General features: G+C 69.2%; 10 protein-coding genes and 1 pseudogene. 6 read left to right on the forward strand and 5 right to left on the reverse strand.

All coding sequences use genetic code 11. The features are described 5' to 3' along the window. Together AC13HU_RS28345 and AC13HU_RS28350 are read right to left on the reverse strand one after the other, a co-directional pair. Nucleotides 1–358, reverse strand: a pseudogene (locus AC13HU_RS28345) (hypothetical protein); the annotation flags it as partial. 394 nt (nt 359–752) lie between these two features. Beyond that, nucleotides 753–1,247 (reverse strand): ATP-binding protein, encoded by a 495-nt coding sequence (locus tag AC13HU_RS28350; RefSeq protein WP_483044805.1) that lies wholly within the window; start codon nt 1,245–1,247, stop codon nt 753–755. A gap of 327 nt (nt 1,248–1,574) precedes the next feature. On the opposite strand from AC13HU_RS28350, the gene AC13HU_RS28355 reads away from it, so the two are divergent. From AC13HU_RS28355 to AC13HU_RS28370, 4 genes are all read left to right on the forward strand, one after another. Next, nucleotides 1,575–2,420: a helix-turn-helix domain-containing protein gene (locus AC13HU_RS28355; RefSeq protein ID WP_483044806.1), complete on the forward strand. Its 846-nt coding sequence runs from the start codon at nt 1,575–1,577 to the stop codon at nt 2,418–2,420. Nucleotides 2,421–2,431: 11 nt separating this feature from the next. Continuing rightward, nucleotides 2,432–2,641, forward strand: coding sequence for a DUF397 domain-containing protein (locus AC13HU_RS28360; protein WP_483044813.1), 210 nt, complete (start codon nt 2,432–2,434; stop codon nt 2,639–2,641). 87 nt (nt 2,642–2,728) lie between these two features. Further along, entirely contained in the window at nt 2,729–2,959 is a 231-nt protein-coding gene (locus AC13HU_RS28365; protein WP_483044807.1) for a hypothetical protein, read from the forward strand. Nucleotides 2,960–2,994: 35 nt separating this feature from the next. Then, nucleotides 2,995–3,594, forward strand: a complete 600-nt coding sequence (locus AC13HU_RS28370) for a 2'-5' RNA ligase family protein (RefSeq protein WP_483044814.1) — start codon at nt 2,995–2,997, stop codon at nt 3,592–3,594. A 13-nt stretch (nt 3,595–3,607) separates the two neighbouring features. On the opposite strand, the gene AC13HU_RS28375 is transcribed toward AC13HU_RS28370, so the two are convergent. From AC13HU_RS28375 to AC13HU_RS28385, 3 genes are all read right to left on the reverse strand, one after another. Continuing rightward, on the reverse strand, nt 3,608–4,339 hold the full coding sequence (locus tag AC13HU_RS28375; protein ID WP_483044808.1) for a 2'-5' RNA ligase family protein: 732 nt from the start codon (nt 4,337–4,339) through the stop codon (nt 3,608–3,610). 120 nt (nt 4,340–4,459) lie between these two features. After that, a complete protein-coding gene (locus AC13HU_RS28380; protein ID WP_483044809.1) occupies nt 4,460–4,999 on the reverse strand; it encodes a Rossmann-fold NAD(P)-binding domain-containing protein in 540 nt (179 codons plus the stop codon). Next, nucleotides 4,965–5,486 (reverse strand): NAD-dependent epimerase/dehydratase family protein, encoded by a 522-nt coding sequence (locus AC13HU_RS28385; RefSeq protein WP_483044810.1) that lies wholly within the window; start codon nt 5,484–5,486, stop codon nt 4,965–4,967. The genes AC13HU_RS28380 and AC13HU_RS28385 overlap by 35 nt, the downstream gene beginning before the upstream one ends. A gap of 185 nt (nt 5,487–5,671) precedes the next feature. On the opposite strand from AC13HU_RS28385, the gene AC13HU_RS28390 reads away from it, so the two are divergent. Next, a complete protein-coding gene (locus AC13HU_RS28390; RefSeq protein WP_483044811.1) occupies nt 5,672–6,112 on the forward strand; it encodes an NUDIX hydrolase in 441 nt (146 codons plus the stop codon). A gap of 345 nt (nt 6,113–6,457) precedes the next feature. Continuing rightward, nucleotides 6,458–6,829 (forward strand): GPP34 family phosphoprotein (locus AC13HU_RS28395; protein ID WP_483044812.1); only part of this gene is annotated, 372 nt, incomplete at its 3' end.

A 6,829-nucleotide genomic window follows, 5' to 3' on the forward strand; every position in this document is an offset into this window, starting at 1 on the left:
GGTCCCAGCTGTGGACACCGCGGTGCCCGGCGAACTCGCTGCACGCCTCACCGTCGGATCGGGCGGGGCAGTCGGGGAACACGACGGCCAGGCACGGTTCCACGTCGTCGCGCCATACCGCCCAGATGGTGCCGGCCTCGGGCCCGCGCAGGTTCAGGACGGCGCCGTGGTGCATGGGCCCGCGATGGAACTGGAGCGTGCAGACCAGCACGGCGTACACGTCATCCGCCGAGTATTCGCCCGCGCTCTGCGGGCCCGGGTCGGCGGCGTCGGCCATGCCCAGTGCCGTGGTGACGAGTTGGGGCGGCACCGGGGTCCGCCGGCCGCAGATGAAACGTCGCGCGCTGCGGCTGGGCATCGTGTTCCTCCTCCTTCGGTGACGGCGTCGTGCGGGTGGATGGGACCCGCTCCGGACACGGGCAGTCGCTGTGAGTCGGCCACGCCCCAGGGGAGTTGAGGGCGCGGACACTTGCCTGACTCGGCGTGGCCGGAGCGGGGAAGGCCGCTCCCACGACGGCAGGGTTGCCAACTGCCGTGCGCACGGGGACGGGAGTACGCGCAGCGGAGTTGCGTGAGGCGCAGGCATGCCGCTGGAGCGGAGCAACAGGGCGACTACGGCGGCTTGGACGCTTGCCTGAGATGGACGAGAGCCCTACGCCTCCGCACCAAGACGTATTCCTCACGCGGGGAGGTGCGGCCAGTCTGGATCCCCGACGGCGCGGCCAACACGACGGGGATGCAGGAGCTATGCGTCACAGCGTCGCACCAGCCCTGGGTGAGAGCGTGCACCAGACCGAGTCGCCGGCCTCGCCCACGCCCCAACCGTCGGCGAGCGTGGAGACGATCAGAATCCCCCGGCCACACTCGTCTTCGGCGCTGGAATGCAGCACCTGGGGAAGGTAGCGGGACCTCTGGTGGACTTCGAGACGGACGGAACCGGCAGCGTCATGGGAGAGGCAGAAGCCGGTGCAGCCGCCGCCGTGTTGGAGCGCGTTGGTGACCAACTCGCTGATGACGAGGGCGAGGTCCTCGGTGACGGCCCGAAGACCCCACTGCTCCAGAGCCGCGCACGCGAGGCGGCGCATCGAACCGACCTGTCGTGCACCGGATTCCGTGGTGGCATTTCCACTGCCAGGCGCGGCCCACTCGAGCGTCACCGTGAGCGCATCAGACGCGCAGACGGAACTGCCCGCCGTGGCTCCAAGAGCGCTGCGGCAACTTTCGTGGCGCTGAGCGGTGCCGGCCATCGCGGTGCCCTTCGCAGTGCGGACAGGTGGAGACCATCGGGCGAGACGCGCTGAGGTGGCTGCGCCGTACTTCGAAACCCTTCGGCTCAACCAGCGTGATGCATGAGAGAGTTGGCGCGCAACTGCCTGTGTAATTCAGACGTAGATTGGTATATGCAGTTGTACGGGCTCTCGAATTCCAAGGAGGGCCCGAGGTTGACCACCCGCCGCCCGGGTACGGTGAGACCGGACTCGACGGCGACCAGACTGGACTCGGGCGCAGTAGCGCCCGGCTCGGAGAAGGGACGACGTAACGTGGCAGCGCCGAAAGGACCCACGAGTCGCCGAGTGCATCTCGGCAAAGTGCTGGAGAAGATGAGGGAGGACCGCGGCCTCAGCACGGCCGAGGTCGCTTCCGCGCTCGGGTTCTCGAAGGAGAAGCTGTGGCGCGTCGAGAGCGGTCGGACCAGCCTGCCGAACCCGAAAGACCTGACATCCCTGCTGGAGTACTACCAACAGGACGACGAGACGATCGACAGCCTGCTGACGATCCATCGCGAGTCACTGCAAGCAGGATGGTGGGTCCCCTACAACCCCCACTTCCAAAAGGGCATGCGCGACTACGTCGGCATGGAGACCGATGCGCTCGCCATCAGCGCGTGGCAGCCCAACTTGGTCTTCGGTTTGCTCCAGACGGAGGAGTACGCCCGCGCGCTGCTCCAGAGCGCCAAGGCGACGGACGAGATCACCACGGAGTTCATCGACTCCAACGTCGAGTTGAGGATGTTTCGGAAGCGGATCATCACCGAAACAGAGCCCCGGCCCTTGTGGGTCATCATGGCCGAGGACGCGTTGCGGGCCACCATCGGCAGCCCAGAGGTGATGACGCGGCAGTACGAGGAGATCGCACGGCTCAGCAGCCTCGACCACGTCACCGTCCAGGTGCTGCCGGCTTCATCAGCCGGCTACCGCGCGAGCCAGAACTTCATCATCCTCGACCTGGAAGAGCCGCTGGGGCGCATGGTCCAGGCCGACCATGTCAACGGCCAAGCCTGGGTGACCGACAAGAAGCCCGACGTGGGACGGTTCTCCCGCAGGTTCGAAGCACTGCGGGCCTCGGCGCTCGCACCCCACGAGACGCCGCAGTTCCTGGAAGCACTACAGCGAAGGACAGGACCATCAACACTCCACTGAAGTCCACCGACATAGCTCCCGAGACCTCCTGGTACAAGTCCTCCTACAGCGGAGCCGAGGGCAACGCGTGTGTGGAGATCGCCGCCCTCGCGCAGAGCGTCGGCATCCGCGACTCCAAGGACAAGCAGGGGCCGGCACTGCTCGTGACGCCGAGCGCTTGGTCGTCGTTCCTCGACCTCGTCCGCTCCGGCGCCGCCGACTTCGACATCGTCCAGCCGTAACGGGTGGCGGGCCGCAGGACACCTGCGGCCCGCTGCTCAGATCCGCAGGGTGCTGGAGAGACGGTCGACCGGGCGACGGTGGACGACATGGCCCTGGTCGTGGACGAGTTGGTCGCCAACGCCCTCCGGCACACCCCGGGCATCGGGGTTCTCCTGCTGGAGGTGGACCAGGGTCGGGTGACGGTAAGGGTGTTCGACGCTGGTGCGAACTGTGCTGCGGTGGCCGTCAAGTCCGCGAAGAGGGCCGACAAGAACGGCCGCGGGCTCGACTCCGCCCCGCGCAGACTCGCGCTGTCGTCAGGAACCAAGGATGCCTGACAGTATTCGTCACCGTGGCCACGGACACCGAACGGATGACCAATCACTGGTGGTGGCGGCCCGGTTGGCGCCGTGGCCGGTCCTTCTACACCTGGCATCTCACCTTCAGCGGCATGGCCGATGTCGAGCGGTTCGCCGCCGAATACCGCTCGGCCCTCGCCCCGTTGGACGGGCTCGACCTCATCCCCGACCGCTGGCTGCACCTCACCATGCAGGGCATCGGCTTCGTTGGCGAAGTCCCCGAGGACACGGTGAACGGCATCCTGACGGCCGCGAGCCGTCGACTGGCGGCCCTGCAACCGTTCGACGCCACGCTCACCGCGCCGATCGTCGACCCGGAAGCGCTCCTTATGCCTGTCCAACCACCAGACCCCGTAAGGCAGGTGCGCGGTGCATTGCGCGCGGCAATCGGCGATGTCCAGGACGATGTCCCCGAGGCCGAAGACGGCTTCACACCGCACGTCTCGCTTGCGTACAGCAACGCCCAAGGCCCCGCCGCACCTTTCGCCGCGGCCATCGCCGCAGCCGCGATCGAGCCGGCCATCGCGCACATCACGCATGCCGACCTGATCCGCATCAACCGCGACAACCAGATGTACGAATGGACGACTGTCGCCGAAATCCCCCTCGGCTGACGCACTCCTCCCGCTATCGCCGGCGGGCGGGCAACGGGCTCGGCAGGGTCAGGCTGCGCAGGACGCGCCATCGGTACGTGCGTCCGTCCCGGCGAAGTTCGACCAGCTCGACCCGCTTGACCGGGAGCGTGACGGCGGGACGGTTCCTCAGAAGAGCCACGGCGTCGATCACGGGCGCGGCGTGCCGGTCCCGGTTGTTGTAGAGAATGCCGAGGTGCGGGCGGAACAGGCTGCTCGGTCTTCCGCCTGGGACGCCGATGTGTTGTCCTGCGCGGTGCAGGGCGGGATGCAGTTCCACCAGTGGCGTCCAGGGCGTGACGCTGAACCGTATCGCCCCCGTGGATCCGGCCATGGGCTCGGCGCGGATCTCGAAGCCGCCACCGAGCGTGCAGTGTGCCAGCCGGGCCAGGGAGTCCACCATGCCGGGCTCGACGTCCGCGCAGTCACCGATCTTGTTCATGGTGATGTGCAGGCCGTCGTCGGGGACCTCGTCCATGCCCAGGCCGGCGAGGGCCTGCTGGCATGAACGTGCCTCGGCGATCAGGTCGGGCTCCTCCGGGAAGGCCAGCATCCAGTAGTAGGCCCGGTGTCCCGGGGCCCATCCGGGCCGGTCCCAGTGGTTGGTCATCCTCTGCACTGACCTGAAGGCGTCCCAGTCGTTCAAGGTGATCTTCTGGGGATCGTCCAGGTCGGGGGGAACGGTGGCGGGGAAGGCCCTGCTGTCGTCGATCAGCGGGGTCGTCACCAGAGGTCTCCTTGAAGGTTCGGGCCGTCGGTCACGGCCGTGCGTCGGATGCTCCTTGGACGGCCGGCTGGTATTTCAATTGGCCCCAGCGACCGGCCGGCGCTGGAAGGGTGAGGCAGGTCAGGGAAGCGCGGCGAGGATTCGGGTCTCCCGCTCGGGAGGGATGCCGTGCTCGGCCCAGCGGGGGTGGTGCACCGGCCGCCCGTTCTGCTGGAGCCACGCCCAGGTGTCCGCGACGGTCGTAGCCAGCGGCCGGCAGCTCAGCCCCGCCGCGTACGCACCGGAGGAGTCGATGCGCCACACTCCCGGGTGGGTGCGCCACAGCGGCAGTTCTGTCCACTGCTTCACGCCCTGCTCGATGAGCAGGGCGTCCGGCGCCCACACCAACTCGGCGTCGCCGCCGGTCACCCCCACGCAGGAGGTGAGGAAGCCGCCCATCGTCTCCCGCCCGACCGGCGCCGTCACGTTGTAGATCCCGCCGGTCGGCGCGGCTGCCTGGTCGACCGCGAACGTTGCGACGTCCCGCACGTCGACCGGTTGGATGCTGCGCAGGGGGTCGCCCGGAGCGAGCATCCGGCCGCCCGCCGCCGCGCGGCGCAGCCACCACGGCAGCCGACCGACGTACTCACCGGGCCCCAGGATCACGCCGGGTCGCAGCAACGCCGCCCTGGTCCTTGAAGATCTCCAGGACCGCGTTTTCCGCACCGGCCTTCTGGGTGCCGTAGTGCGTGTTCGGGCCGTCGGCTCCTGGTGGCATGGAGCCGTAGTCGGGCTCGGCGTCGGCCGGGCACGGCAGCACGGGCGACTGCTCGGTCAGGCTCTCGTCCGGCCAGCCTTCGTACACCGACACCGTGGATACGTAGACGTAGCGTCCGACCACGCCGTTGAGCGCCCGAGTGCCGTCCAGAACCACTCGCGGCGGCATCTCCGACGCGGAGGTGTCCACCACGGTGTCCCACGGGCCGAGTTCAGCCAGGTACGCGAGGCTGTTGCGATCCGTACGGTCCCCGTGCACCGCCGTGACGCCCTGGGGACCCGACCCGGATACGCCGCGGTTGAACGTCGTCACTTCCCAGCCCCGCCGCAGCGCCTCCTCCACAACTGCCCGACCGAGGAACCACGTGCCGCCCATCACCAAGAGCTTCATACGGCGATCTTGCCGCTCCTCCGGTGACCAACACCACCAGGGGGCGGTGAATTTGACGACGGTCGCTGGCGCCGGCCACGCGCACACCAGGGCGCGGGGCGCCTGCGTCGCGGGGGCCACGACCGAGCGCGATCGGGCAGGCCGCGTGCTACGGTCCGTAGTCTCGCGGCTACGGGAGGGGCGCGATGTCGTCGTACAAGCCGCCGATGTGGCCGGTGTCGGTGAAGGCGGTGGTTCTCGACGACATGGACCGCGTCCTGCTGTTGCACAACGAGCGCGATGAGTGGGAACTGCCGGGCGGCCGGCTGGAGATCGTCGACCAGGAGGCCGGTGAGGAAGCCGACTCGACGCCGCAGGACGCGGTCGCGCGGGAGGTTTGGGAGGAGACCGGCTGGCAGGTCGAGGTCGGTCCCTTGATCGATGACGGCGTCTGGATCTACGAGCCGCTTCCGGGGCGCCGCGTGCTGATCGTCACGTACGGTGCGGTGGCCTTGGACCCACGGGTGGAGCCGGTGGCCAGCCACGAGCACAAACACGTCGGCCTGTTCACCAAGGACGAGGTGGCCGGCCTCGACATGCCCGCGGTCTACAAGGCATCGATCCGTGCCTGGTACGACCGGGCATGACCCCGCGATGGCCGAGGAGCGGGGACCTCGCATGGCGCTCCCCGGTGACGCCGGGCCAGACCAACGGTGGGAACGGCTCTCGGCGGAATGAAGTGGCGCCGGGCGAGCCGTATGAGGAGGCGGCGGGCCGCGAGCCGGCGGCCGGGTGATCAGACGGCCGTCGGGGTGTCGGTCAGGTTCGGCAGCCCGGGAGCTGGCCGCCCCGGAGCCGGGTGCTCCCGGTGGGAATTGTGCTCGCCGGGTCGGAGCGCTCCGGATGGGCCGGGGGGAGGGATAATCGGCCAGGTGGGCCGGCGGGAGAGTGACGGGACGCCGGTCGCCGTCGCCCTGAACGGGAAGCCTGCTATGACCACAGCGCGTGATCTTCTGACCGTCACGATGGACATGCCGTCCAGCCGGACCGTGGAGCGCGGCGATTTGTCGCTCGGGCTGGCCGGTGCGGAACTGGTCGACCTGCTGCGGGCGGGCGCGGCCACCCTGGAGCACGGCCGGATCCTGCCGGGGGCGAGGCAGCCCCACGTCGACCGGCTGTTGGGCGAGGCCGCCGTCGCGATGTCCCGCACGCTGCCGTTCGAGACCCTCGACGACTGGCTGTGGCGCCGCGGCCGCGGGCTGCCCGCCGCGTATCTGGCCGCCTTCACCGACGAGGGCCGGCTCACCCGGCAACGGCAGCGGCGCTGGCTGGTGTTCGGGGGCAGCCGGATGGTGCTGCTGGAC

The sequence above is a fragment of the Streptomyces sp. NH27 genome, from assembly GCF_056859195.1.